We start from the raw sequence: 22,292 nt of genomic DNA on the forward strand, positions 1-22,292 counted from the left end.
GCGTAACGAACCCTTTTAGTTCGGCCCGGCGGTATCGCTCGGTATGGCCATCAAACCCAAGTACATCAAGCAGCTCGGAAACGTCCTGCTTGAGCGGTATCCCGACTCGTTCAACACGGACTTCGAGACGAACAAGGAGAGCGTCACGGCCCTGACGACCGTCGAGTCGAAGGGCGTCCGCAACCGGATCGCCGGCTACGTCACTCAGAAGAAGTCGCAGGCGGCCCAGAAGGCGTAAACGGGCTCGAGTTTTCGACCGCCTCGCCTCAGTCCCCCCGAGCCGCGGCGCTCGGCTCACCGATCACCCCGCCGCTTATGCCTCAAGCCGCGGCCACCTCGCCGCGATGGACGCCCTCGTCCGCCCGGTCGTCGACCCGACCTTCGCGACCGCCGCGCTCGCGTTCCTGTGCGGCGGCGTCGCGCTCGGCGCCGTGAGCGGGCTCGTCCCGGGCCTCCACGCGAACAACTTCGCGCTGTTGCTCGCCGGGTTCGCCCCCTCCGTCTCCGCCGACCCGCTCCTCGTCGGCGTCGCGATGCTCGGCGCGGGCGTCGTCCACTCCTTCCTCGACATCGTCCCCGCGCTCGCGCTCGGCGTGCCCGACGCGGCGACGGCGGTCGCGGCGCTGCCGGGTCACCGGCTCGTGATCGCCGGCAGGGGGCGCGAGGCGATCCGGCTGTCGGCGGTCGGCTCCGGGCTGGCGGTCGCGCTCGCGGTGCCCCTCGCCGTGCCGATCACCTGGGCCATGGTCCGCGGCTATCCGACGGTACGGGCGCACCTCCCGCTGCTTCTGGCCGGCGTCGTCGCCTTTCTCGTGCTCACCGAGTCGTCGAAGCGGGCCGCGGTCGGCGGCTTCGTCGCGTTCCTCGCGAGCGCCGCCCTCGGCTTCGCGACCCTCGACGTCGACCCCGCGGCGCCGCTCGACGCCGGCGGCGTCCTCGCGCCGCTGTTCGCCGGACTGTTCGGCGCGCCCGTGCTCGTCGACGCGCTCGGCGGCGAAGGCGTCCCGCCGCAGGCCGACGCGCGGATCACGATGGGTCGCCGGGACCTCGGCGTGAGCGCCGGCGCCGGGTCGCTCGCGGGCGCGGTTGTCGGCTACGTCCCCGGCGTCTCCGCGGCGATCGCCGCCGTCGCCGCGCTGCCGGCGGTCCCGCGCGAGGAGGGCGACCGCGGGTTCGTCGTCGCCACGAGCGGCGCCAACACGGCGAACACGATATTCGCGCTGTTCGCGCTCGTCGCGCTCGGCACGCCCCGAACGGGCGTCACGGTCGCCATCGATCGCGCCGGCGTTCCCTTCGCGCTCCCGATCCTCCTCGCGGCCGCGGGGACCGCGGCGGCCTGCGGGTTCGCGCTCGTCCTCCTGGTCGGAGACGCGTACCTCCGCGTCGTGGGGGACGCGGACTACACTCGGCTGTCGGTCGGCGTCCTGGCGCTGCTCGCCGCCGTCTCGTTCCTGTTCGCGGGGGCGTTCGGCGTCGGCGTCTTCCTCGTCGCCGGCGTGCTCGGGCTCGTTCCGCCGCGGGTCGGCGCCCGGCGGGTCCACCTGATGGGCGTGCTGATCGGACCGCTGATCGTCGGCTGAGCGCCGCGATCCCTCGTTGCCGCCGACCGCGAGTCGCGCTCCGCGGTCCTCCGCTCCCACCTACCGTCAGCCGCGCTCCGCGGGCTCGACGCCCGAGCGTCGAGGTACCGAATCGCACGCCGCGATCGGCGTCGGACTCAAAGAACAACGGTTAAAAGTCGCGCGGTGGTGTTTCAGAGTATGAGCGAGAGTGAAACGCAGGGCACCCGTCAGTGTGTCTCCTGTGGTATTCAGGTGGCCGGTATGAACGCCGCGCGGTTCTCCTGCCCGGACTGCGGGGCGACTATCCACCGGTGCGCGAAGTGCCGGAAGCAGAGCAACCTCTACGAGTGCCACGACTGCGGCTTCCGAGGGCCCTAGTTATGGGAGACGTCGCCGCCAAAATCAAGGTCATGCCGAACAGCCCCGAGGTCGACCTCGACGACCTGCAGGACCGACTCGAGGAGTCGCTCCCGCAGGGCGCGAAGATCCGCGGCTTCCAGCGCGACGACGTCGCGTTCGGCCTCGTCGCCCTCCTGCCGACAGTCATCGTCCCCGACGGTGCGGGCGGCACCGAGGCGGTCGAGGAGGCGTTCGCCGACGTCGACGGCGTCGAGTCCGTCGCCGTCGAGAACGTGGGCCGGCTGTAAGGTCGACGCCGGCGTCGACCCGGAACTCGGACGCGTTTTCGTTCCGTTTCGCACCGTTTCTTTCGCTTCGCCAGCGACGAGCGCGTCTCGTCCCGCCGTGACCGGTTACTCCGTGTGTTCGCGGACCCAGGCGGAGAGCTCCTCGCCGGGGATGAATCCCTCCGCTCGGCGCGCGACGGGCTCGCCGTCGACGAACAGCACGAACAGCGGGACGCTCCGCACGTCGAACCGCTCGACGAGCGGCGGATCGTCGCGGGGGTTTATGAGGGCGACATCGACGTCGAGCGCGCGGGCGACGTTCCCGAGGACGGGCTCCATGCTCGCACAGATGCCGCACCCGTCGGTGTAGAACTCGACGAGCGCGGCGTCCGCGTCGGCGACGAACGCGTCGAGCGCGTCCGCGTCCGCGAGCGGGGTCGGACGACGGGCGCTCTCGTCCCCTCCCGCCCCGGCGTCGCTGGCAGCAGTATTGGGCATTATAAGCACTATTCGGGCCGAACGCTAATAAACGCTCGCTCGACGGGGTTGCGCACGCGACCCGTCGGCGGATCGGGCTCAGGAAACGTCGACAGCGCCGCCCTCGGCGGCGCTCTCGGCGAGCGCGTCGACGACCCGCATGTTCGCTATCGCCTCTCCACCGCCGGTCAGCGGGGCGGTGCCGTCCGCGACGCAGTCGGCGAAGTGTTCGACCTGCAGCCGGTACTGGTCCACCGGGTCGAACGTCTCGACGCCGCGCCGGTCGTCGATCTCGTAGGTCAGCTCCACCGGCTCGTCGTCGGGCGCGTCGAACGCCCGCTCGACCTCGATCCAGCCGTTCGTCGCGTCGATCCGATAGCGCTGGACGAGCCGCGTGTCGAAGCCGGAGGCGACCCGCGCCGACCGGCCGTCCGCGTACTCCAGCACGCCGGCGAGCTCCGTGTCGACGCCGGCGTCGCGGGTGTCGTTCGCGTGCGCGTACGCCCGGTCCGGCTCGCCGAGGACCGCCCTCGCGAGAGACACGGGGTAACAGCCGACGTCCATCAGCGACCCGCCGGCCAGCGCCGGGTCGAGCCGCACGTCGTTCGGTCGGCCGTACAGCGGGAACCGGAACGCAGAACTGACGGTACGCACGTCGTCCAGTTCTCGATCGACCAGTTCGAGGACCCGCTCGGTGCGGGGGTGGTACCGGTACATGAACCCCTCCATCAGCGTGACGCCGCGGTCCTCGCAGTGGTCGACCACCTCGCGCGCCTCCGCCGCGTCGGCCGCGAGCGGCTTCTCGCAGAGCACGTGAAGCCCGGCGTCGGCCGCGCGGGTCGTCCACTCGGCGTGGAGCCCGTTCGGCAGGGGAACGTAGACCGCGTCGAGCTCGTCGTCGTCGAGCAGCGCCTCGTAGGAGCCGTAGCTCCGCGGGATCGACTCCGACTCGGCGAACGCCGCCGCTCGGTCGCCGTCGCGCGATGCGACCGCGCCGACCGCGTGGTCGCTCGCCGCGATCGCCGGGATCACCGCGTCGCGAGCGATCCCCGCGGTGCCGAGCACGCCGAACGTAAGGGGGTCACGCCGTGTTGACATACGCGACCACCGACGGGCCGGATCATAAAAAGGGTCGGTGACTCCGCCCCGGGCCGATCGGCGGTCGTCCGCGCCGCGCTACCGCTCCGGGGGCTCCGGATCCACGAGCGGCGAGTCCGCGTTGGCGCACTCGGGTTGACCGCAGACGCCGGCGTCGTCGCCCGCGCGCGAGACCCCGTCGGCGAGCGACTCGATCTCCCACCTCACCTCGTGGCCGGTCGCCGACTCGTGCTCGTCGAGCGCGGCCCGCGCGGTCGGGAGGCCGTCGTACCTCGCCTCGAACGAGCAGTCGACACACCTGACCGCGACGCGCGTCCGTGCCATAGCGAATATTGGTCGGAGACCACAAAACCCTCGCGGTGTGACGGCCGTGCGGAACCGGAACCGGCAGACCGAGCACCGACGGGAGGAACGGCGGACCGAGAGTCGATAGGAGGAACTGTAGGCCGAGAATCGACCGAGGGATCGGCCGGACGGAGAGGTCCAGCCCCTACGCCGGCTCGTCCTCCTCGGGCTCGGTCCGCCAGCCGCCGGTCAGGGTGATCACCCACAACAGCACGCCGGCGAGCACGAAGACGGCGGCCATGTACGGCAGCAGCGGTAGCTCGATGCCGACGAAGTCGAGCACCGTCCGGATCTCGTAGACGATCACGCCGAAGACCGCGAACGCGACCAAGAGCCCGCCGCGGGTCATGTCGAAGCTCACAGGATCACCCCGGCGAGCGAGGCGGCGCCGCCGACCGCGCCCAGTATCGGCGTCACCGCGGCCGCGAGCGCGTCGAGCGTCGGTGCGATCCACGCCGGATACGTGCCCACGCCTGGGCCGAGCAGTCCGCCGCGGTTGATGATCGCCGCCAGCGGGAGCGCGTACGCGAGGACGACGAGCGTCAGCGCGATCCCCACCCAGAGCCGGAGGCTGTCGAGCACCTGCGGGGCGTCGTCGGGGCCGGACAGCGCCGGCGGGAGCGACTCGGCGAGCCCGGACACCTTCGGGTTCCCCATCGTGAGCACGAGGTTCCCGATGAACAGCACCGTCGAGACGAACAGCAGCGTTCCGCCGATGGCGATCTGGACGTTGAGCTCCTCGAACCCGCCGAACATCGTCGGGTAGTCGAAGCCGCTGTACTCGGGTTCGGCGGTCCGGCGGGGCACGCCCATGATCCCCTGGGCGTGCATCGCGTTGGACATCAGCGCCATGCCGACGAACCAGACGACCACTTGGAACAGCCCGATCGCCCGGCTGTACACGGGTTTGTTGGAGATCTGCGGCCAGATCCAGTAGGTGGCGGCCATGAAGGTGAGCGCGACGGCGGTGCCGACGGTGAGGTGGAAGTGGCCGGGCACCCAGATGGTGTTGTGGATCATGTAGTTGATGTTCATGCCGGCGTTGACCATGCCGGAGAAGCCGCCGGCGGCGAACATCAGGCCCGCGAGCATCATGCCGGTGAACTCGGGCTTGCGCCACGGGAGGTCGGTGAGCCAGCCGAGGAGGCCGGTGCCGCCGCGCTGGCGGGCGCCGTACTCGACGCTCGCGACGACCGTGAACGCGGTGAGCAGGCTCGGCAACAGCAGGAACATCGTGTTGGTCATCGAGATGAACTTGAACCCCTCGGCGATCCCGGGGTCGAGGTACTGGTGGTGGATGCCGACCGGGGTAGAGAGGAGGAGGAAGAGGACGAACACGACGCGTGCGAGGGGGTCGCTGAACAGCCGGCCGCCGGCGATCTTCGGGAGGACCGTGTACCACAGGAGGTAGGCGGGCATGAGCCAGAAGTAGACGACGGGGTGGCCGAAGAACCAGAACAGGGTGCGGGTGAGGGTGGGGTTGACGGAGTCGATGAAGCCGAGCGACCACGGGAGGAGGAAGATGAGCACGGAGGCGGCCACGGCGGAGGAGGCGATGTACCACATGGCCATGGTGGTCAACACCATGAACGTCTGGAGCGGGATGCGCTCGTCGGGGTGGTCGCGTTTCCAGGCGAGGAAGGTGCGGAACCAGTCGGCGCCGGCGATCCAGGAGCCGACGATGAAGACGGCGAGGCCGGCGTAGAACATGGGATGCGCCTGGAGGGGTGCGTAGAAGGTGAAGAGGACGTCCGCGCTCATGTCGAGCGCGGGGACGAAGCCGGCGAGGATGGAGACGCCGGTCATGGTCATGCCGACCGCCATGATCGCGTACCACGTCCAGGTGATCCGGATGTCGATGAGCGGTCGGTCGAGGCTCCGGGTCACCGCCCAGGTGAACAGCCCCACGAGGAAGAACGTGGTGAAGCTGATCGCCAGGAACACGCCGTGCGCGGTGAGGGACGTGTAGTAGTCGGTCGAGGAGATGATCCCCCGGAATACCCCGGTTCGGTGGAGCGTCTGGATGATCCCGAAGATCGCTCCGAGCGCGAGCGCGAGGAAGGAGCTGAGGAGCGCGGCGCGGACGACCCGCGCCTCGTCGGGGAACTTGTCGACGAAGGACTGCTCGGCCTCGATGGCGTCGCTCACGCGTCGTCACCCCCGCTGTTCCGCTCGTCGAACTCGGCCTGACTGACGACGTTGACTTTCCCTTCCATGACGTGGTGGCCCGCGCCGCAGTACTCGTTACAGATGAGCCCGTACTCCTGTCGGTCGTCGGTTTTGACAGTTATCTTGGAGACTTCACCGGGAACGACCATCGTGTTGGCGTTGGTGCCGGCGACCTCGAACCCGTGGATGACGTCCCGAGAGGTGACGTAAAAGGTCACGGTGCTGTTTTCGGGGACGACGATCGGACTCGGCTCGAAGCCGAACTGGTAGGCGACGACGTAGGCGGCGTACTCGTTGTCGCCGACCTGTTCGACGCGGGGTTCGGAGAAGCGGTCGTCCTCGTCGAGCGCCTGGGCGTCGATGGGGGGTTCGCTGTCGGAGACCATGGCGACGCCGGGGCCGACGGCGCCGTAGGTGACCGAGCCGATGAGCAGCAGTATCAGGAGGATGGACGCCGCGAGCCAGAGTTTTTCGTAGGCGTGAATGTGCATACGTTGTCACCCCACGACGACCAGGTCGCGGCCGAGGAACTCGATGTAGTAGATGTACACCCACGCGAGCAACAGGATGACGAAGTAGATCGCGATGAGCGTGAGGGTTCCGATCGGGTCGAACTCCTCTTCACCGCTCACATCGTCACTCGATGCGTGTGCGGCTTGGTTTTGTCCCATAGGCCGGCTTATAGACTGAAAGATATATAATATCGATCCGTTCTCGGGGGCTGAAAACACGGACGTTATATATGTTGGCTGGCCCGTACGTTTCGATATGGAATTCTCGCTCCAGCGGGCCGTGCTCCTCGTGTTGGGCGGCCTCGTCCCGGCAGCGGTGTTCATCGCCGACCGGGCGGAGATATTCGTCGCCGTGACGCTCGTGAACGTGTTGATCATCTGGGGGAGCCTCCACGTCGCGACCGGCGGGAGCCTCCGCCCCGGGTCGGCCTCGTCCGACGCGGCGGATCCGGGCGAGGCGTAGCGTCGTCGGCCGACCGCCGGACTCGAACCCAATGTCGAACTGCACCCTCTGTGATCTTCCGACGGGGGACGACCCCCACACCGCCCCCGACGTCGACGGCGAGTTCTGCTGTCGCGGCTGCCTCGCGGTCGCCCGCTCTCTGGACGACGTCGACGAACTCGACGAACGTCGCCCCGAGGCGCGGGCCGACGAGGCGTTCGACGGGGAGACGACGTTCCTCCACGTCGACGGGATGCACTGTGCGACGTGCGAGTCGTTCCTCGAACTGACCGCCGGCGAGCAGGAGGGCGTCGCGGCCGCGGAGGCGAGCTACGCCACCGACACGATCCGCGTCGACTACGATCCCGACACCGTGAGCGCCGCGGACCTCCCCGAGCGGCTCTCGGTCGCGGGGTACACCGCGAGCGACCGGGCCGACCCGGACCCGAACGGCGACGACGTCGCCGTCGTCCGCTTCCTGATCGGCGGCGGGTTCTTCGGGATGATGGCGATGCTGTGGTACGTCCTCTTCCTGTACCCGACCTACTTCGGCTACGAACCGATCCTCGACCTCGGCGGCGTCTCGGGCACCTACCTGTTCGCGCAGGTGTGGGTGTTCTCCTCGATCGTCCTGTTTTACACCGGCTATCCGATCCTGCGGGGCGCGTACGTGAGCCTCCGGGCGCGGCAGCCGAACATGGACCTGTTGGTGTCGCTGGCGGCGGCCAGCTCGTACGCGTACAGCACGCTCGCGATGCTCCTCGGCCGCACCGACCTCTACTTCGACGTGACGATCGCCGTGATCTTAGTCGTCACCGCCGGCAACCACTACGAGTCGCTCATCAAACGGCGCGCGACCGGCATGCTCTCCGACCTCACGACGGCCGGCGACCGGACGGTCCGCACCGAGTCCGGCGAGACCGTCGCGGCGGAGGCGGTCGACCCCGGCGATCGGCTCCTCGTGCGCCCCGGCGAGCGGGTCCCCTTCGACGGGACCGTGGCCGAGGGGACCGCCGCCGTCGACGAGGCGCTCGTCACGGGCGAGTCGCTCCCGGCGACGAAGCGGGAGGGCGACGAGGTCCGCGGCGGGACGGTCGTCACCGACGCGCCGGTCGTCGTCGAGGTCGGCGAGGACGCGACGAGCACGCTCGACACGCTCGTTCGGCTCCTGTGGGAGATCCAGAGCTCGCGGTCGGGCATCCAACGGCTGGTCGACAAGCTCGCGACCGTGTTCGTTCCGCTCGTCGTCGCCGTCGCCGTCCTCGGCGCGGCGGCCACCTTCGCGCTCGGATCGGCGCCCGTGGACGCCGCGCTCGTCGGACTCACGGTGCTCATCGTCTCGTGTCCCTGCGCGCTCGGGCTCGCGACACCGCTCGCGATCGCCGCCGGGATCCGCGACGCGGCCCGCCGCGGGATCGTGATCGTCTCGGACGCCGTCTTCGAGGAGGCGGCCGACATCGACACCGTCGTGCTGGACAAGACGGGGACGCTCACCGACGGCGAGATGCGACTGCTCGACACCGTCACCGACGGCGCGTCGCCGGACGAGGTGCGCCGCCGAGCGGCGGCGGTCGAGCGCGCCTCGGTACACCCCGTTGCCGAGGCGATCGTCGACGCTGTCGCCGCCGACGGCGGGAGTCCCGCACGCGACGACGCGAGCGCCGGACCGGAGACGGCGACCGACGGGGGTGTGACGGCCGGCGACGAAGGCGACGGGACGCGACCCGCCGACGCGCCCCCCGACGCCGCCGACGGCACGTCGACCGCTGCGGTGACCGTCTCGGACCGCGGCGTGACGGGACGGGTCGACGGCGAGGAGGTCGTCGTCGGCCACCGGTCGCTGTTCGCCGGGGCGGAGTGGACCGTCCCGGCGTCGCTCGACGCGGCCGGTGAAACGGCCCGCGAAGCGGGGCGAGTCCCCGTCTTCGTCGGCTGGGAGGGGTCGGTCGTCGGGGTGCTCGTCGTCGGCGACGAGGTCCGTGACGGCTGGGAAGCGGTCGTCACCGACCTCGCCGACGGCGGGCGGCGGGTCGTGGTGCTCACCGGGGACTCGGCCGCCGCCGCCCGGCGGTTCGAGGAGCACCCCGCGGTCGACGAGACGTTCGCGGAGGTGCCGCCGGAGGCGAAAGCCGAGACCGTGCGGCGGCTCGCGGCGACCGAGCGCGTCGCCGTGGTCGGCGACGGGAGCAACGACGCGCCGGCGCTCGCCGCGGCCGACCTCGGCGTCTCGGTCGCGAGCGGGACCGACCTGGCGGCCGACGCCGCGGACGCCGTCCTCCTGGAGGACCGTCTCTCCGCGATCCCCGAACTGTTCGCGGTCACGCGCGGAACGAACCGGCGGCTCAAGCAGAATCTCGGCTGGGCGTTCGTCTACAACGCGGTAGCGATCCCGATGGCGATATCGGGCGTGCTCAACCCGCTCCTCGCCGCGCTCGCGATGGCGACGAGCAGCGTCCTCGTAGTGACGAACTCCGCGCGTCCGATTTATAAAGAGGAGTGACGAGGCCTCACGCCGTCGCGCCGACGTGCGGCCTGACGGCGCGCACGATGGCGTCCACGTCGTACTCGTCTTCGGTCTTGTCGAAGACGACCTCGTCGCCCGCGCGGACGACGAACACGCCGTCGTCGCCCGTGACGAGGGCGACCTCGTCGAGGTCCTCGCCGAACTGCTTGAACAGCGCCTCCGAGACGTCCTGAGCGCGGTTCAACATCCCGCACGGTACGCAGTACTCGATCTCGACTCGGGTCATACGTCTCGCGTTTCGCGTCGAACGGACTTAAAAACCCGCCGCGCGGTCGGATCCTCCCACGGCGATCGCTCGTGTCGCTACTCCGACCGGTCGACGCCGGTGATCTCGAACCGCGCGCCGCCGCGGTCCCCCTCGCCGATCCGCAGTTCCCATCCGTGGGCGTCGACGGTCCGATCGACGATCGCCAGTCCGAACCCGGTTCCGTCGGCAGACGACGTGACGCCGGTCTCGCACACTTCGTCGACTCGGTCCGTCGGGATCCCGACCCCGTCGTCTTCGACGAAGAAGCCGTCCGCCCCGTCCAGCGTCCCCACGCGAACGGTCACGTCGCGGCCGCCGTGTTCCACGCTGTTCCGAAAGAGGTTCTCGAAGACGTGCGACAGTCGGTCGCGGTCGGCCCGCACCGTCGCCGACCCGTCCGCGCGGAGCGTCGCGTCCGCCGTGTCCACGCGCGACCAGCACTCTCGCGCGCACTCCGCGAGGTCGACGTCGCCGGCGTCGTCGACGCTCTTCCCCTCGCGGGCGAGCGTGAGCGTCTCGTCGATGATCTCGTCCATCCGATCGAGCGCGGGCTCGGCCGCCTCGATGTGCTCGTCCTCGGGGTGGGCCCGTCTGGCGAGGTCGATACGCCCGCGGACGACGTTGAGGGGATTCCGGAGGTCGTGCGAGACGACGCTCGCGAACTCCTCGAGCCGGTCGCGCTCGCGGCGGAGGTCGGCCTGTCGGAGGCGACTCCGCTCCGCCGCGACCTCGCGTTCGATCGCTTGCGCCTCGAACAGCCCGATGAGCAGTCCGATCCCCCCGCCGAAGCCGATCGCCCAGCGGACCCAGCCCAACACCTGAAACGCCGTCTCGGTCGGCAGCGTCATCATGAATCCGACGTTGACGAGGAGGAATCCCGACGCGCCCGCGACCCACCAGCGGTTGAGCCGCGGGTACCGGGCGGGGGAGAGATCCGACCTCGATATCCGGTAGACGACGTACCCGACCCCGACGACGACCGGCGCCGTCGAGACGAATCCCACCCAGTAGCCGCCGGGAGCGGGCACGATCCCGACCGAGAGGGCGACGGCTTCCGCGACGAGCGCGAGCAGGAGTACGGCGCCGAGTCCCCAGACCGGCCACAGCGATCGGACGACCGCTCTCGGCGAGACGTCCATTCAATTACCGTGACTCTCTCGAGGGGGTGTATAAACGATAACGGTTCGGCTATCAGCGCCGATACGCCGGCGCCGGCTCACTCAGACCACGAGCGCGTCTATCACGACGGCGAACAGCAGCAGACCGAGGTAGGCGTTCGAGGCGTGGAACGCGCGGAACGCGGCCGCCTCGGTCTGTTCGTAGTGGAGCCGAACGACGGCCCACAGGAACACCGCGCCGAGGGCGACGCCGACCGCGGCGTAGAGGGCGCCGAGCGGCTCGGCGGCGGCCGCCAGCGCGGACCGCCGCCACGAGCGTCGCCCCGAGGTACCAGACGATGTGGCGGCGCGTAGTCGTCTCGCCCCGGACGACGGGCATCATCGGGAAGCCGCCGCGCTCGTAGTCGTCCTTGTACGCCAGCGCGAGGTTGTAGAAGTGCGCGGGCGTCCACAGGAAGATGACGAGGGCGAGCAGCAGCCCGCCGCCGCCGACCTCGCCGGTCACCGCCGCCCAGCCGATGAGCGCCGGGAGCGCGCCGGCCGCGCCGCCGATGACGGTGTTCTGGACCGTGTTCGGCTTCAACACGAGCGTGTAGACGACGCTGTAGAACACGATCGCGACCAGTCCCAGCGCCGCCGTGAGCGGGTTCACCGTCCAGAAGAGCCCGAGCGAGACGACCGTCAACAGGAGCCCGAACGCCAGCGCGTTAGTCACCGGCACGAGGTCGGTCGCCAGCGGGCGATCGTTGGTCCGCTGCATCCGCCTGTCGATGTCGCGCTCGAACACGTGGTTGAACGTCCCGGACGCGCCGATCGAGAGCGCGCCGCCGGCGAGCGTCGCGGCCACGGCGTACGGCGTGAACCCCGGCCCCCCGGCGAGCGCCATCGCCGCCGCGGCGACGAGACAGAGCAGCCACATCAGGCGAGGCTTCATCAGCCGGAAGTACGCCGCTGCGGTCGCTTTCAGTCGGGGGAGCGTCGCCCTCGGGATCTCGGGCTCGGGCGCCTCCTCGACCGGCGGAAGGTCGTCGGTCCCGGGCTGGAAGTCGACCGGTGCGTCGTCGGGAGCGCCGGTCGCCGCCTCCAGCCACCACGCGAGCGCGGCGAGGACGGCGCCGAAGATCGCCACGCCCAGCAGGAGGTGGACGGGTCCAAGCGAGACGGGGAGGTCGCCGACGGCGACGAGCGCGCCCACGCCGGACTGGGCGGGGAACAGCAGGAGCGCGGCCAAGAGCGCCGCGCGGACCCGACGGCTCGCCTCGTCGAGCCACGCGAGCGCGACCGAGAGCGCCACGAGGACGCCGACGACGGCGGCGATCGCGCGGTGACCGAGCGCGACCCACCCGGCGCTCTCCGTGGGGAGCGCGGCGCCGTCGCCGCAGAGCGGCCAGCCCGAACAGGCGGCCGCCGCCTCCGTGAGCGAGGTCGTGGCGCCGACGACGAGCAGGAGGTATACGCCCATCGCCGTCGCCGCGAGAACCGCGGGGAATCGGTCGGGTACCGTCACTTACCCGGGTTTGGGAACGGACCCATATATGTCCCGCGCTTCGGTGAATTCGCCCCAGGCGCGCCGGTTAGCTCCGGATCTATCCCTGTTCGCTGCCGTCCCGGGGCGCGTCGACGGCCTCGCGTGACCCGTCGCCCTCGCGTGACCCGCCGCTCTCGCGTGAGCCGTTGCCGTCGACCCCGCCCGGGCCGCGCCGCCGGAGGACGCGATCGACGATGTCGCCGCTGGAGAGCAGTTCGTCCTCGTGTCGGGGCTCCCGGCCGGACGCCCGTTCGACCCGACAGTCGATGTCGCGGGCCGCGAGCGCCTCGGCGATACCCGCCTCGTCGTGGTGCTGGTCGTATCCCAGCACGATAACGTCCGGGTCGAGGCGCTCGATGGGGACGAACACGTCCTCCGGATCGCCGAGATGGGCCTCGTCGACCGCGTCGAGGGCGGCGACCATGTCGCGCCGCTGGCGGGCGCAGAGGATCGGCTCGGGCTTGTGGGTGACGTTGGCGCGGCGGGCGACGATGGCGTGGAGCTCGTCGCCGTACGTCGCCGCGTCCTCGAGGTAGTGGACGTGGCCCGGGTGAAGCAGGTCGAAGGTCCCCTGCGCGACGACCCGCGTCATCTGAACCACGAGAGGAAGCCACCGTCGTCGCGGCGCTCCTCGACGAGCTCGCTGTCGATGTCCTCCTGCGTGAAGTCGAAGAAGTGCTCGTCGGGCACCTCGACGTCGAGCACGTCCAGCGTCGTCTGATTCCCCTCGTTGTCGAACGCCTTCCAGTCGCCCCACCCGTATGGGGCGCCGACGATGATGTGTACCTGCCCCTGTCCGAAGGTCGCGAGGTCGGCCGCGCTCGGCCGGAGGGCCCCGTTCGGGTGCGAGTGGACCGACCCGACGGCGCGCATGTCGTTCGGCTTCATGTGCGTTCGCACGCTGGCGCTCGTCGGGTTCGACTCCGTGCCCGGGATGACGAGCACGTCGGTGATCACCTGCCCGTCTCGGTCGACGTCGAGCTTTCGGGCGTCGTCCGCGCGGAGGAACCCCATGTACTCGTTGGGGTGCGTCTCCTCGCTCGCCTCGAGGACGAACTCCATCGTCTCTCGGGCGATCCCGAGGAGCTCGTCCGAGCGGAACAGTCGCATACGCGAGCGAAGGCGCCGTCGCCCCATAGGGGTTCCGGACCGGACGACGACGGGTCCGCGCGCCGAGCGCGTCGAGACGGGCGGAGACGCGAGAGAACAGGCTTAACACCGCCCGTTCCCGAATGGATTCCATGAGCGAGAACACCGCCGGGGATTCCGGCACGCGGGGCGATTCGAGCCCCGAACCCGACGCCGCCGCGGCGAAGGGGTCGGCCGACGGCCGGCCGACCGTCTACGACTTAGCACCCAACTGCACCCTCGCGGACGCCGAGGTCGACGCACTGTACCACGCCGAAGTCAACGGCGTCGTCGACTACGGCGTCTTCGTCGACGTCTCGGACGCCCTCTCCGGGCTCGTCCACGAGTCGAACATCGACGGCGACTACGCCGTCGGCGACCGACTGATCGTCCGGCTCACCGAGGTGAAGGAGAACGGCGACGTCGCGGTCGACGACGAGGACTTCGACGACTACCGCACCGAGACCGTCGCTCACGAGCCGACGATCTCGCGCGTCCGCGGGCTCTCCCCGGGCGACGAGGTCACCGTCGAGGGCGAGGTCGTTCAGGCGAAACAGACCGGCGGCCCGACAATCTTCGCCGTCGCCGACGCCTCCGGCGTCGTCTCCTGCGCCGCCTTCGAAGAGGCGGGCGTCCGCGCGTACCCCGAGGTGGCGGTCGGCGACATGGTCCACGTCGGCGGGACGGTCGAGACCCGTGAGAACGCCCTCCAGCTGGAGGTCGACTCGCTGCGACAGCTCCCCGACGAGCGCGCCGCGGAGGCCCGCGAGCGGTTCGAGGACGCGCTCGACGAGCGCGCCGCGCCCGCCGACGTCGACCCCCTCGTCGAGTGGGAGGCGTTCGAGCCCATCCACGAGGAGCTCCGCGAACTGGCCCGGCTCCTCCGCCGGACCGCTCTCGCCGGGCGCCCGATCCGCGTTCGCCACCACGCCGACGGCGACGGGATGTGCGCGGCGATCCCGGTCCAGCTCGCCTTGGAGAACTTCGTCTGCGACGTGCACGAGGACCCCGACGCGGCCCGTCACCTGTTCAAGCGGCTCCCGAGCAAGGCGCCGTACTACGAGATGGAGGACGTCACCCGCGACCTGAACTTCGCGCTGGAGGGGCGCGCCCGCCACGGCCAGAAGCTCCCCTTCCTGCTGATGCTCGACAACGGGTCGACCGAGGAGGACGTCCCCGCCTACGAGAACCTCGCGCACTACGACATCCCCATCGCGGTCGTCGACCACCACCACCCCGACCCCGAGGCGGTCGAGCCGCTGCTCGACGCCCACGTCAACCCGTACCTCCACGGCGAGGACTACCGGGTCACCACGGGGATGATGTGCGTCGAGCTCGCGCGGCTGATCGACCCGTCGATCTCCGAGGAGCTCGAACACGTCCCCGCCGTCGCCGGGCTCTCAGACCGCTCGAAGGCGGAGGCGATGGACGACTACGTCGCGCTCGCCGAAGCGGCCGGCTACGACGAGTCCGACCTGCTCGACATCGGCGAGGCGCTCGACTACGCCGCCCACTGGCTGCGCTACTCCGAGGGGAAGACCCTCGTCAACGACGCGCTGAACGTCGGCTGCGAGGACGAACAGCGCCACGAAGAGCTGGTCGGCTTCCTCTCCGAGCGCGCCGAGCGCGACGTCGCCCGGCAGCTCGACGCGCTCGACGACCACGTCAACCACGAGCGGCTCGCCTCCGGCGCGCACCTCTATCGGATCGACCTCGACGAGTACGCTCACCGGTTCACCTACCCGGCGCCCGGGAAGACGACCGGCGAGCTCCACGACACCCGCGTGCGGGAGACGGGTGACCCGGTCATCACGATCGGCTACGGCCCGGACTTCTGCGTGCTCCGGTCCGACGGGGTCCGTCTGGACATCCCGAACATGGTGACCGAGCTGAACGACGAGCTCCCGGAGGCGGGCGTCTCCGGCGGCGGTCACCTCGTCGTCGGCTCGATCAAGTTCGTGAAGGGCCGCCGGAGCGCCGTCATCGACACGCTCGTCGAGAAGATGGCCGAGGCCGAGATCGACGAGGCGCTCTCGTCGACGGCCGCGCTCGACGACTGACCGCAACGGTAACCCGATTTTCGCGCCCCGTTCCACGCGCGCTCGTCACGCGAACGTCACCTCCCGACGAGCGGCGACGCCGGCACCCGCGAGCGCGGCGCCGAGCCCGCCGAGGATCCCGAGCGGCAAGTGAATCCCGCCGCCGCGCCAGTCGGCCGCGTACGCCCGGGCGTAGAAGTCGGCGACCCCCTCGTCCTCGACCGCGAGCAGCACCTCCCGGTTCTCCGTCGCCGCGCCGGCGTTCCAGTTGAGGCTCCCGACGATCGCCGTGTCGTCGACCACGATGCCCTTCGCGTGGACCTTCCCGTATCGGCCGCGCGGCTCCGCGACGGCGACCTCGATCGGTTCGCCCGCGAGCGCCTCGACGAGCGCGCGGTTCGCCTCCCGGTCGTACCACGCGTTCGACAGCAGCAGGTGGACGTCGACGCCGCGCTCGGCGGCCCGCCGGAGCGCCCGGACGAGGCGGTTCTCCGGGCCCCCCGTCCGCGGGACGAGCGCCAGCACGCGGTCGTCCGCGGCGTCGATCCGCTCGACCAAGCGGTCGGCGCCGTTACCGGGGGCGGTCAGGAGCTCGACGTCCGCCGCCGTCGACGCGGGCGCCTCGAAGCGGGTCGGGTAGCCGCCGGTCGCCGCGTCACCCTCGCTGAACTCGGTCCCCGCGCGGAACGCCTCCCACGACCGGGCGTCGGACGCCGCGGCGTCGGCCCGGAACAGGGCGGCGAGGTCGTCCGCGGCCGTCGCGCCGGCGGTCGCGGACCGGGGCGTCCCGGTGACGACCCCCCACCCTCTGTTGGTCCGACCGCCGGTGCCGGACGGCTTCCAGTTCTCCGTGAGGACGACCGCGCGGTCGTCGACGACGGCGTACTTCGCGTGGTGGAAGCGGAACCGCTCCGGGTCGCCGTCGAGGACGCGCACCTCGACGCCGGCGGCGGCGACGCGGTCGAGGAGCCGGGCGCTCCGCGCGGAGAACCCGCCGACCGGCGACCCCTCGACGAGGACGCGCACCTCGACCCCGCGATCGGCGGCCGCGACGAGCAGGTCGGCGACGCGCTCGGACCCCAGCGTGTAGCCGGCGAGCAGCAGTCGGCGCTCCGCTCCCCGTAGCGGCTCGACCGGCATGCCCGGGCTGTCCGGCAACACGAACGGCCGCACGGTCGCGTTCGCCCTTTCGGTCGCGGAACGGCGCTCGTACCCCCGCGGCCGCCACTCGCCCCAGTCCGCGCGCCAGCGGTGTCCCTCGGGCGCGCGGTCGTAGTCGACGACGGCGACCGTCGTCCCGTTCCGGCGGAGCTCGATCCGGTCGCCGGACGCGGCGAGCGGGAAGTGGTCGTCGAGCGCGCGGAGTTCGGGGGTGCCGGCGCCGCCGTCGTGGGCGCCGTGGACGCCGACCGCGGTGTCGTCGTCGAGGAAGGTCGTCGCGTTCGCGGGGTCCATCGAGAGCGCGACGACGCCGCTCGCGTTCGCCGGAACGTCCGCCTCGTGGTAGCCGTCGGAGAGCGACCAGTTCCCGCGCTCGGGGAGCCGGACGACGAGGTACTCGCCGCGGTTCTCCGCCGCGGTCGGATTCGGGAACAATTCGAGTATCCGGGGCTGCTCGGCCACGAGCGTCCGGTTCTTCGACCGTGGTGGCCGCGCGACGGCGGGGTCAAACGGCCGGACTCGCGCGTCGAGCCGCGCCGCCCGCCGCCGCGACCGGCGCGGCGGCCGTCAGGAGGAGCAGTCCGAGGGCGACGGCGACCGCGCTCGCGGTCGAGACCCTCGCGACGGCGGCGTTATCGAGACGAGTCGATCCGGGCGACACGGGGGGTCTCCCCGCGGCATCGGACAAGAAGGGTCGGTCGTTCAGCCCGACGGTCAGGCCGGCGAGTCAGGCGGTCGCCGACGCCGCGTCGAGCGAGCGCTGCGCTTTCTCGCCCTCGGTCGAGACGAGGAACGAGCGCTCGTCGGCGTACTCGGCGACGGTTTCGAGGGCCTCGCGGGTGCCGATCTGTCGGAGGGCCCAGGCGGCCGCGGCGCGGTCGTCGTCGGAGCCGTCGCCGGCGAGCACGTCGGCGAGCGGGTCGACCGCGCGGGCGTCGCCGATGAGCCCGAGCGCGCGAGCCGCGTGCGGACGGACGAGCTCCTCGGTGCCGTCGTCGACGAGCGCGTCCGCGAGCGGCTGGACCGCCTCGCTCGCGCCGATCTCGCCGAGCGCTTTGAACGTCGCCTTCTGGAGCTGCGGGTTCGAGTTCTCCGGAACGTACTCGACGAGCGTCTCGGTCGCCTCGCCGGCGGCCATCTTCCCGAGGATGCGGATCGCGAACTGGTCGCGCTTCTCCGCGCGCCCGAGCAGCTCCTCGAGGGAGGCCTCGGTCTTCCCGCGCTTCCCCATGCGCTCGAACGCCTCGAGGCAGTGCCGCTCCATGAAGTCGGAGGTGAGCGAGTGGAGCGCGAGCAGGATCATGTCGACGTTGCCGCGCGCCTCGTGTTCCTTCAGCGCGGCCCACTCCACCGGGAAGTCCTTGTAGTGGCCGAGCACGTCGTAGTACCCCTCGGCGCGGAGCTGCTCGTGCGTCTCGAGGTCGTCCCACTCCTCGGCGTCGTCGAGCCCGGACTCGAGCGCGTCGGTCGCCTCGATGAGGGCGGCGATCGTCGCCGCGTCGTCGTCGGGGTCGAGGTCGGCGTCCGCGACGCCCGCCGCGACCGCGTCGAGCGCCGAGACGAGGGCGTCGATGCGGTCGTCCTCGTCGGTCCCGCTCCCGTCACTCTCCGCGTCACTCTCCGCGTCGGCGGGCGCGTCGTCTGCGGCGTCCGGGTCCGTCTCGATAGCGTCCGCGTCGACCTCGTCGTCGACGGCGTCCGCGGCCGCCTCAACGAAGGCCGTCACCGCGTCGGCGGCGTCGTCGCGGCCGTCGGCGGTCCACTCGGTCTCCTCGAGCGTCGCCGCGGCGCTCTCGATGGCGTCGACGACGTCCTCGGCGTAGGGGCCGCGCGCCTCCTCGACGCCCTCGCGGAGCTCCGCGACCCGGTCCTCGAGGTCGCCGCGCGGGTCGTCCGCGTCCTCGTCGTCCTCGTCCGGCTCGGGGAGGTCGGCCTCCTCGATCCCCGCCTCGGCGTCGTCGAGGAGGGCGTCGACGTCGTCGAGGTCCGCCTCCGTCTCGGCGTCGTCGAGGAGCGCCGCGATCTCGTCGAGGTACTCGTTCAGCGAGTCCTCGGTCGCTTCGTCCGGAAGCGTCGGCGCGGCGGCCGCGTCCGTCGACTCGCCGGCGCCCCCCGCCTCCTCCGCGTCGTCCGCGGCGTCGGCCTCCTCGGAGGCGTCGGCCGGGTCGTCGTCGCCGTTGCTCATACACCACGAACTGCGCGCGTAGTCCATTAAGACGTTTCCCTTCGCGGGCGCCCCCGTTCGTTTATTCCGCCGTCCGTCCAATCGGTCCCCGTGATCGATCCCGACGCTCCCGACGATCCCGACGACGAGCCGATCGTCGCCGTGCCGCAGCTCGCCGTCGACGACCTCGCGGTCGGCAGCAACCTCGGCCGCCTCCGCGACCGCGTCGCCGCCCTGCCCGACCGGGTCGACGTCGCAGTCTTCCCGGAGTACGCGCTGACCGGGTTCGTCGACGACGACCGGCTGCGCGAGGCGGCGCTGGAGCGGGAGGCGGCGCTCGACCGGCTCGCTGACGTCGCCGACGAAGGGAACGTGGCGCTGACGGCGGGGTACGCGGAGCGCGCGGGCGACGCGCTGTTCAACGCGACCGCGTACGTGCCGCCGGCCGGCACCCTCTCCGGCGGCGCGGGAGCCCCGGACGAGCGGGCGGCAGTCTACCGGAAGCGACACCTGTGGGGCGAGGAGGCGGAGCGAGTCGACGCCGGCACCGATCGGGTCGTGGTCGACACCCCCGCCGGTCGGACCGGCCTGTTGACCTGCTACGACCTGAATTTCGTGGCGGAGAGCGCGTGGTTCACCGACCGCGCCGTCGACGCGCTGTTCGTCGCGGGCGCGTGGCCCGCCGCTCACGCGCAGAACTGGCGGCTCCTCCTCCGGGCGCGCGGCCTCGACGGCGTCCGGTGGGTAGTCGGCGCCGGACGAACGGGACGCGGGACAGCGTCGGGGGGCGAACGCGGGAACGATCGCCGCCGCTACGCCGGTAACTCTCTCGTCGCCCGCCCTGACGGTCGAGTCGCCGCCGAACTCGGCCGCGGCGAGCGGGACCTGATCGCCACGCTGGACCGGACCGTGCTCGCCGAGCAGCGCGAACTCGTCGGTGCCGTGAATAATACAGAAAAATAATTTTTTGAAAACTAAAATCTGATTACCATCGTGAAAACAGTTAAGTGCCCCGCGCGCGTACGTAGAGGTAGACATGAGCACCCAGAAAGAGGCACGTCAACGCTACGGCGACGTCCACGAGAGCGAAGCGCTCCGCGTTCCCGAGGAGAAGGCCGAGCAGCTCGTCGACGCGCTCAACACCGACCTCGCGGCGACGTACGTGCTGTACCATCAGATCAAGAAGCACCACTGGCTCGTGGAGGGCGCCGAGTTCCACGACATCCACGTCTACCTCGGCGAGGTCGCCGAGGACCTCGAGGAGGGCGCCGACGTGATCGCCGAGCGCGCGCAGGCGCTCGGCGGCGTGCCGCTGTCGGGCGGCGCGAACTACGAGGAGCACGCCCCGGTGAGCCCCGAGGACGCCGACGCCTACGACATCAGGACGGGGCTGGCGAACGACCTGGAGATGTTCGGTGACATCACCGAGATGCTCCGCGAGCACATCCAGCTCGCCAACAACCTCGGCGACTACAACACCGAGGAGCTGCTCCGCGAGGTCCTCATGGACGTCGAGGAGCACGGCCACCACATCGAGCACTACCTGGAGAACGACACGCTCGTCACTCAGGGTACGCTCGAATAGACGACTCACGTCCGTCGTTCCCGGCGACGGGGCGTCGTTCGTCCGAATTTTTTCCGTTATTTTCCGCCCGCCAGCGACGGCGCCGACGCGGACAACTTGGTTGACCGACCCGGATCAGCCGAGTCGCTCGTCCAGAATGAGCCGCGTCTTGGTCGACTTCACCTCGTCCATCTCGCGGGCCTGCGAGATCAGCTCGTTGACGGCGCGCGTGTCGACGGCGTCGACCACGAGCACGACGTCCTCCTCGCCGGAGACCTGCCAGACGAAGTCCACCTCCTCCCACTCGACCATCCGATCGCCGACGGCGGCGGTGTCGACGTTCATCTCCACCGAGATCTCGATCATCGCCTTCACGTTGCCGGTGCGGGTCGTAACGGTGAACCGCTCGATGATCCCCTCCTCGGTCATGCGGTCGACGCGGTTGCGCACGGTCCCCTCCGAGGTGCCGACTCGGTCGGCGATCTCCGTGTACGGGGTTCGCGCGTCCCGGCGCAGGATCGAGAGGATCCGGCGATCGAGGTCGTCCATACCCGAACCATTCACCCCGGCGACTTACTCGTTACGAATATCGTAACGAATCTACGAACGACGCATTTATTACCCTTTGCGCGTACGTTTCTCGTAATGTCGGACGCCTATATCGCGCTGGCCGACGGACGCGTGCTCGAAGCGCGCGCCCGTGCGCCGGGGCGCACCCGCGGTGAACTGGTGTTCACGACCGCGTACACCGGCTACGAGGAGTCGCTCACCGACCCCTCCTACGCCGAACAGATACTCACCTTCTCGTACCCGCTGATTGGGAACTACGGCGTCCGAACCGAGCGATTCGAGTCCGAGTCGGTCCAGCCGCGCGCGGCGATCGCCCGCGAGCTGACCGACGACGTCGCCGAGTGGCTCGCCGGCGAGGACGTCCCCGCCGTCGACCACGTCGACACCCGCGAAATCGTCACGACCGTCCGCGAGGAGGGCGCGATGGCCTGCGGGATCGCCGCCGGTCCGGACGTGGCCCCCGAAGACGCGGTCGCGGAGATGGAGGCGTGCGAGCCGATGAGCGACCACGTCGACATCGGCGCGCAGGTGTCCGTCACCGAGCCGACCGTCCACGAGGGCGGCGGCGCCGCCGACGTCGCGATGCTCGACTGCGGCGCGAAGGGCTCGATCATCACCTCGCTCACCGAGCGCGGCGCGGACGTCCCCGTCCTCCCGTACGACGCGACCCCCGAGGACGTGGCCGACGTCGACCCCGACGTCCTCTTCGTCTCGAACGGTCCGGGCGATCCGGAGAACTTCGTCGCCGCCCAGGAGGTCGTCGACGCCTTCGCCGGTGAACTGCCGATGGCCGGAATCTGCCTCGGTCAGCAGGTGATCACGAGCGCGCTCGGCGGCTCGACCGAGAAGATGATGTTCGGCCACCGCGGCGTCAACCAGCCCGTTAAGGACCTCCGCACCGACAAGGTCGTGATGACGACGCAGAACCACGGCTACACGGTCGACGACACCGGTCCGCTGGAGGTGACGCAGGTGAACGTCAACGACGACACCGTCGAGGGGCTCGACAGCGAGGAGC

Annotated in this window: 24 protein-coding genes and 1 pseudogene; 10 read left to right on the forward strand and 15 right to left on the reverse strand. The window is 70.6% G+C overall.

Going from position 1 to position 22,292, the window contains the following annotated elements:
- The first annotated feature begins 43 nt into the window (after window positions 1-43).
- The 4 genes from DJ82_RS14165 to DJ82_RS14180 all read left to right on the forward strand — a co-directional run bounded on the left by DJ82_RS14165 (window position 44) and on the right by DJ82_RS14180 (window position 2,209).
- Complete coding sequence (locus DJ82_RS14165) at window positions 44-238, forward strand: 30S ribosomal protein S17e (protein ID WP_094525791.1); 195 nt, start codon at window positions 44-46, stop codon at window positions 236-238.
- Window positions 239-344: 106 nt separating this feature from the next.
- Entirely contained in the window at window positions 345-1,580 is a 1,236-nt protein-coding gene (locus DJ82_RS14170; RefSeq protein ID WP_094582123.1) for a tripartite tricarboxylate transporter permease, read from the forward strand.
- 180 nt (window positions 1,581-1,760) lie between these two features.
- Window positions 1,761-1,940 (forward strand): HVO_2753 family zinc finger protein, encoded by a 180-nt coding sequence (locus DJ82_RS14175; RefSeq protein ID WP_092565370.1) that lies wholly within the window; start codon window positions 1,761-1,763, stop codon window positions 1,938-1,940.
- Window positions 1,941-1,942: 2 nt separating this feature from the next.
- A complete protein-coding gene (locus tag DJ82_RS14180; RefSeq protein WP_092565372.1) occupies window positions 1,943-2,209 on the forward strand; it encodes an elongation factor 1-beta in 267 nt (88 codons plus the stop codon).
- 105 nt (window positions 2,210-2,314) lie between these two features.
- Here the strand turns inward: DJ82_RS14180 and DJ82_RS14185 are convergent, their stop codons facing one another.
- The 7 genes from DJ82_RS14185 to DJ82_RS15060 all read right to left on the reverse strand — a co-directional run bounded on the left by DJ82_RS14185 (window position 2,315) and on the right by DJ82_RS15060 (window position 6,948).
- Complete coding sequence (locus DJ82_RS14185; RefSeq protein ID WP_094525808.1) at window positions 2,315-2,689, reverse strand: thioredoxin family protein; 375 nt, start codon at window positions 2,687-2,689, stop codon at window positions 2,315-2,317.
- Window positions 2,690-2,764: 75 nt separating this feature from the next.
- Complete coding sequence (locus tag DJ82_RS14190) at window positions 2,765-3,763, reverse strand: Gfo/Idh/MocA family protein (protein ID WP_094525793.1); 999 nt, start codon at window positions 3,761-3,763, stop codon at window positions 2,765-2,767.
- Window positions 3,764-3,841: 78 nt separating this feature from the next.
- On the reverse strand, window positions 3,842-4,087 hold the full coding sequence (locus DJ82_RS14195) for a hypothetical protein (RefSeq protein WP_094582124.1): 246 nt from the start codon (window positions 4,085-4,087) through the stop codon (window positions 3,842-3,844).
- A gap of 166 nt (window positions 4,088-4,253) precedes the next feature.
- Window positions 4,254-4,469, reverse strand: a complete 216-nt coding sequence (locus DJ82_RS14200) for a CbaC protein (protein ID WP_094525795.1) — start codon at window positions 4,467-4,469, stop codon at window positions 4,254-4,256.
- Window positions 4,466-6,256, reverse strand: coding sequence for a b(o/a)3-type cytochrome-c oxidase subunit 1 (locus DJ82_RS14205; protein ID WP_094582125.1), 1,791 nt, complete (start codon window positions 6,254-6,256; stop codon window positions 4,466-4,468). Before DJ82_RS14205 ends, DJ82_RS14200 begins: the two co-directional genes overlap by 4 nt.
- A complete protein-coding gene (locus DJ82_RS14210; RefSeq protein WP_094525797.1) occupies window positions 6,253-6,768 on the reverse strand; it encodes a cytochrome c oxidase subunit II in 516 nt (171 codons plus the stop codon). Before DJ82_RS14210 ends, DJ82_RS14205 begins: the two co-directional genes overlap by 4 nt.
- A gap of 6 nt (window positions 6,769-6,774) precedes the next feature.
- The gene (locus DJ82_RS15060; protein ID WP_170938294.1) at window positions 6,775-6,948 is read right to left on the reverse strand and encodes a hypothetical protein; all 174 of its coding nucleotides are present in this window, start codon (window positions 6,946-6,948) and stop codon (window positions 6,775-6,777) included.
- A 97-nt stretch (window positions 6,949-7,045) separates the two neighbouring features.
- On the opposite strand from DJ82_RS15060, the gene DJ82_RS14215 reads away from it, so the two are divergent.
- Both DJ82_RS14215 and DJ82_RS14220 read left to right on the forward strand, forming a co-directional pair.
- A complete protein-coding gene (locus DJ82_RS14215) occupies window positions 7,046-7,252 on the forward strand; it encodes a hypothetical protein (RefSeq protein WP_094582126.1) in 207 nt (68 codons plus the stop codon).
- Window positions 7,253-7,283: 31 nt separating this feature from the next.
- The gene (locus DJ82_RS14220) at window positions 7,284-9,731 is read left to right on the forward strand and encodes a heavy metal translocating P-type ATPase (RefSeq protein WP_094582127.1); all 2,448 of its coding nucleotides are present in this window, start codon (window positions 7,284-7,286) and stop codon (window positions 9,729-9,731) included.
- A 7-nt stretch (window positions 9,732-9,738) separates the two neighbouring features.
- Here DJ82_RS14220 and DJ82_RS14225 read toward each other — a convergent pair whose 3' ends face one another.
- The 5 genes and pseudogenes from DJ82_RS14225 to DJ82_RS14245 all read right to left on the reverse strand — a co-directional run bounded on the left by DJ82_RS14225 (window position 9,739) and on the right by DJ82_RS14245 (window position 13,758).
- Window positions 9,739-9,981: a SelT/SelW/SelH family protein gene (locus tag DJ82_RS14225; protein ID WP_094525800.1), complete on the reverse strand. Its 243-nt coding sequence runs from the start codon at window positions 9,979-9,981 to the stop codon at window positions 9,739-9,741.
- A gap of 77 nt (window positions 9,982-10,058) precedes the next feature.
- Window positions 10,059-11,141: a HAMP domain-containing sensor histidine kinase gene (locus DJ82_RS14230; protein ID WP_094582128.1), complete on the reverse strand. Its 1,083-nt coding sequence runs from the start codon at window positions 11,139-11,141 to the stop codon at window positions 10,059-10,061.
- 81 nt (window positions 11,142-11,222) lie between these two features.
- Window positions 11,223-12,627, reverse strand: a pseudogene (locus tag DJ82_RS14235) (heme o synthase).
- A gap of 79 nt (window positions 12,628-12,706) precedes the next feature.
- Window positions 12,707-13,240 (reverse strand): adenylyltransferase/cytidyltransferase family protein, encoded by a 534-nt coding sequence (locus tag DJ82_RS14240; RefSeq protein WP_241881535.1) that lies wholly within the window; start codon window positions 13,238-13,240, stop codon window positions 12,707-12,709.
- Window positions 13,237-13,758 carry a Mov34/MPN/PAD-1 family protein gene (locus DJ82_RS14245; RefSeq protein ID WP_094525803.1) on the reverse strand — a complete coding sequence of 174 codons (522 nt, stop codon included), beginning with the start codon at window positions 13,756-13,758 and terminating at the stop codon, window positions 13,237-13,239. Before DJ82_RS14245 ends, DJ82_RS14240 begins: the two co-directional genes overlap by 4 nt.
- Window positions 13,759-13,889: 131 nt before the next feature.
- On the opposite strand from DJ82_RS14245, the gene DJ82_RS14250 reads away from it, so the two are divergent.
- Window positions 13,890-15,836, forward strand: a complete 1,947-nt coding sequence (locus tag DJ82_RS14250; RefSeq protein ID WP_094582129.1) for a DHH family phosphoesterase — start codon at window positions 13,890-13,892, stop codon at window positions 15,834-15,836.
- 45 nt (window positions 15,837-15,881) lie between these two features.
- On the opposite strand, the gene DJ82_RS14255 is transcribed toward DJ82_RS14250, so the two are convergent.
- Together DJ82_RS14255 and DJ82_RS14260 are read right to left on the reverse strand one after the other, a co-directional pair.
- The gene (locus tag DJ82_RS14255) at window positions 15,882-17,438 is read right to left on the reverse strand and encodes a phospholipase D-like domain-containing protein (protein ID WP_198948067.1); all 1,557 of its coding nucleotides are present in this window, start codon (window positions 17,436-17,438) and stop codon (window positions 15,882-15,884) included.
- Between the two features lie 265 nt (window positions 17,439-17,703).
- Complete coding sequence (locus DJ82_RS14260) at window positions 17,704-19,161, reverse strand: HEAT repeat domain-containing protein (RefSeq protein WP_094525805.1); 1,458 nt, start codon at window positions 19,159-19,161, stop codon at window positions 17,704-17,706.
- Window positions 19,162-19,251: 90 nt separating this feature from the next.
- Between DJ82_RS14260 and DJ82_RS14265 the strand changes: the two genes are divergently transcribed.
- Together DJ82_RS14265 and dpsA are read left to right on the forward strand one after the other, a co-directional pair.
- On the forward strand, window positions 19,252-20,103 hold the full coding sequence (locus tag DJ82_RS14265) for a carbon-nitrogen hydrolase family protein (protein ID WP_394338203.1): 852 nt from the start codon (window positions 19,252-19,254) through the stop codon (window positions 20,101-20,103).
- A 73-nt stretch (window positions 20,104-20,176) separates the two neighbouring features.
- Complete coding sequence (gene dpsA, locus DJ82_RS14270; RefSeq protein WP_094582130.1) at window positions 20,177-20,725, forward strand: DNA starvation/stationary phase protection protein DpsA; 549 nt, start codon at window positions 20,177-20,179, stop codon at window positions 20,723-20,725.
- Between the two features lie 114 nt (window positions 20,726-20,839).
- Here dpsA and DJ82_RS14275 read toward each other — a convergent pair whose 3' ends face one another.
- On the reverse strand, window positions 20,840-21,253 hold the full coding sequence (locus DJ82_RS14275; RefSeq protein ID WP_094525807.1) for an Lrp/AsnC family transcriptional regulator: 414 nt from the start codon (window positions 21,251-21,253) through the stop codon (window positions 20,840-20,842).
- A 96-nt stretch (window positions 21,254-21,349) separates the two neighbouring features.
- Between DJ82_RS14275 and carA the strand changes: the two genes are divergently transcribed.
- On the forward strand, window positions 21,350-22,292 hold a 943-nt coding region (carA, locus tag DJ82_RS14280; protein ID WP_094582131.1), incomplete at its 3' end, for a glutamine-hydrolyzing carbamoyl-phosphate synthase small subunit.

Source organism: Halorubrum sp. Ib24 (assembly GCF_002252745.1).
Lineage (GTDB): Archaea > Halobacteriota > Halobacteria > Halobacteriales > Haloferacaceae > Halorubrum.

Bases quoted from the DNA above. Each gene is read 5' to 3' on its own strand.
- DJ82_RS14165 (WP_094525791.1), top strand. From the start codon at position 44: ATGGCCATCAAACCCAAGTACATCAAGCAGCTCGGAAACGTCCTGCTT.
- DJ82_RS14170 (WP_094582123.1), top strand. From the start codon at position 345: ATGGACGCCCTCGTCCGCCCGGTCGTCGACCCGACCTTCGCGACCGCC.
- DJ82_RS14175 (WP_092565370.1), top strand. From the start codon at position 1,761: ATGAGCGAGAGTGAAACGCAGGGCACCCGTCAGTGTGTCTCCTGTGGT.
- DJ82_RS14180 (WP_092565372.1), top strand. From the start codon at position 1,943: ATGGGAGACGTCGCCGCCAAAATCAAGGTCATGCCGAACAGCCCCGAG.
- DJ82_RS14190 (WP_094525793.1), bottom strand. From the start codon at position 3,763: ATGTCAACACGGCGTGACCCCCTTACGTTCGGCGTGCTCGGCACCGCG.
- DJ82_RS14195 (WP_094582124.1), bottom strand. From the start codon at position 4,087: ATGGCACGGACGCGCGTCGCGGTCAGGTGTGTCGACTGCTCGTTCGAG.
- DJ82_RS14210 (WP_094525797.1), bottom strand. From the start codon at position 6,768: ATGCACATTCACGCCTACGAAAAACTCTGGCTCGCGGCGTCCATCCTC.
- DJ82_RS15060 (WP_170938294.1), bottom strand. From the start codon at position 6,948: ATGGGACAAAACCAAGCCGCACACGCATCGAGTGACGATGTGAGCGGT.
- DJ82_RS14215 (WP_094582126.1), top strand. From the start codon at position 7,046: ATGGAATTCTCGCTCCAGCGGGCCGTGCTCCTCGTGTTGGGCGGCCTC.
- DJ82_RS14220 (WP_094582127.1), top strand. From the start codon at position 7,284: ATGTCGAACTGCACCCTCTGTGATCTTCCGACGGGGGACGACCCCCAC.
- DJ82_RS14225 (WP_094525800.1), bottom strand. From the start codon at position 9,981: ATGACCCGAGTCGAGATCGAGTACTGCGTACCGTGCGGGATGTTGAAC.
- DJ82_RS14230 (WP_094582128.1), bottom strand. From the start codon at position 11,141: ATGGACGTCTCGCCGAGAGCGGTCGTCCGATCGCTGTGGCCGGTCTGG.
- DJ82_RS14240 (WP_241881535.1), bottom strand. From the start codon at position 13,240: ATGACGCGGGTCGTCGCGCAGGGGACCTTCGACCTGCTTCACCCGGGC.
- DJ82_RS14245 (WP_094525803.1), bottom strand. From the start codon at position 13,758: ATGCGACTGTTCCGCTCGGACGAGCTCCTCGGGATCGCCCGAGAGACG.
- DJ82_RS14250 (WP_094582129.1), top strand. From the start codon at position 13,890: ATGAGCGAGAACACCGCCGGGGATTCCGGCACGCGGGGCGATTCGAGC.
- DJ82_RS14260 (WP_094525805.1), bottom strand. From the start codon at position 19,161: ATGAGCAACGGCGACGACGACCCGGCCGACGCCTCCGAGGAGGCCGAC.
- dpsA (WP_094582130.1), top strand. From the start codon at position 20,177: ATGAGCACCCAGAAAGAGGCACGTCAACGCTACGGCGACGTCCACGAG.
- DJ82_RS14275 (WP_094525807.1), bottom strand. From the start codon at position 21,253: ATGGACGACCTCGATCGCCGGATCCTCTCGATCCTGCGCCGGGACGCG.